General features: G+C 58.2%; 1 protein-coding gene. It reads right to left on the reverse strand.

Going from position 1 to position 759, the window contains the following annotated elements; translation table 11 throughout:
- Nucleotides 1-674 (reverse strand): IS5 family transposase (locus tag ACGLHR_RS51955; RefSeq protein ID WP_400103953.1); only part of this gene is annotated, 674 nt, incomplete at its 3' end.
- Between the last annotated feature and the right edge of the window lie 85 nt (nt 675-759).

Below are 759 nucleotides of genomic sequence, written 5' to 3' on the forward strand. Positions count from 1 at the left end.
GCGCTGACCACCAGGCCGTGGCGGTTGTCGCTCAGGGTATGGCCCATGTAGCGCAACTCACTGGCGGTTTTGCCTTTACGGTAGAGCCGGGCATCGGGGTCGGTCTTGGACTGGTGCGTTTCGTTGCTACGCTTGCGACCTTTGAAGTTGCCACCATCGCTGTCTTCGTCCTCGCCGTCTTTACGTACAAAGCTCTTGTGGCCGGCCCAAGCCTGAATGAGTGTGCCGTCCACGCTGAAGTGTTCGCCGGAAAGCCAATCCTTCTTTTGCGCGATGGACAGTACTTCGTTGAAGAATTCGATAACTGCATCGTGCTTGATCAGGCGTTCGCGGTTCTTGGTGAATACGCTGGGCACCCAGACTGCATCGTCCATTGCCAGGCCAATGAACCAGCGAAACAGCAAGTTGTAGTGCGTCTGCTCCATGAGCTGACGTTCGGAGCGAACGCTGTAGAGCACCTGCAGCAGCATGGCCCGCAACAACTTCTCAGGCGCGATACTGGGTCGACCGCCCTTGATATCAGCCTCGTACATCCCGGCGAACAGCCGATCCATCTTCGCCAACGCCTGATTGGCCATGGTGCGGATCGAGCGCAGCGGGTGAGACTTCGGTACAAAATCCTCGAGCCGCCGCATGGTGAACAGGCTTTCGGTGAAGGTGTCGGCGCCGCGCATGAAACGTCGTAGGGTGTGGGGTTCTCAGATCAACGCTTCAGCCACTCGAAGCGCTGACTTCGGTCGGAGGTATTTCAGCGGCCTG

This window comes from Cupriavidus sp. CuC1, from assembly GCF_044627735.1.
In the GTDB taxonomy this organism is placed as follows: domain Bacteria; phylum Pseudomonadota; class Gammaproteobacteria; order Burkholderiales; family Burkholderiaceae; genus Cupriavidus; species Cupriavidus ulmosensis.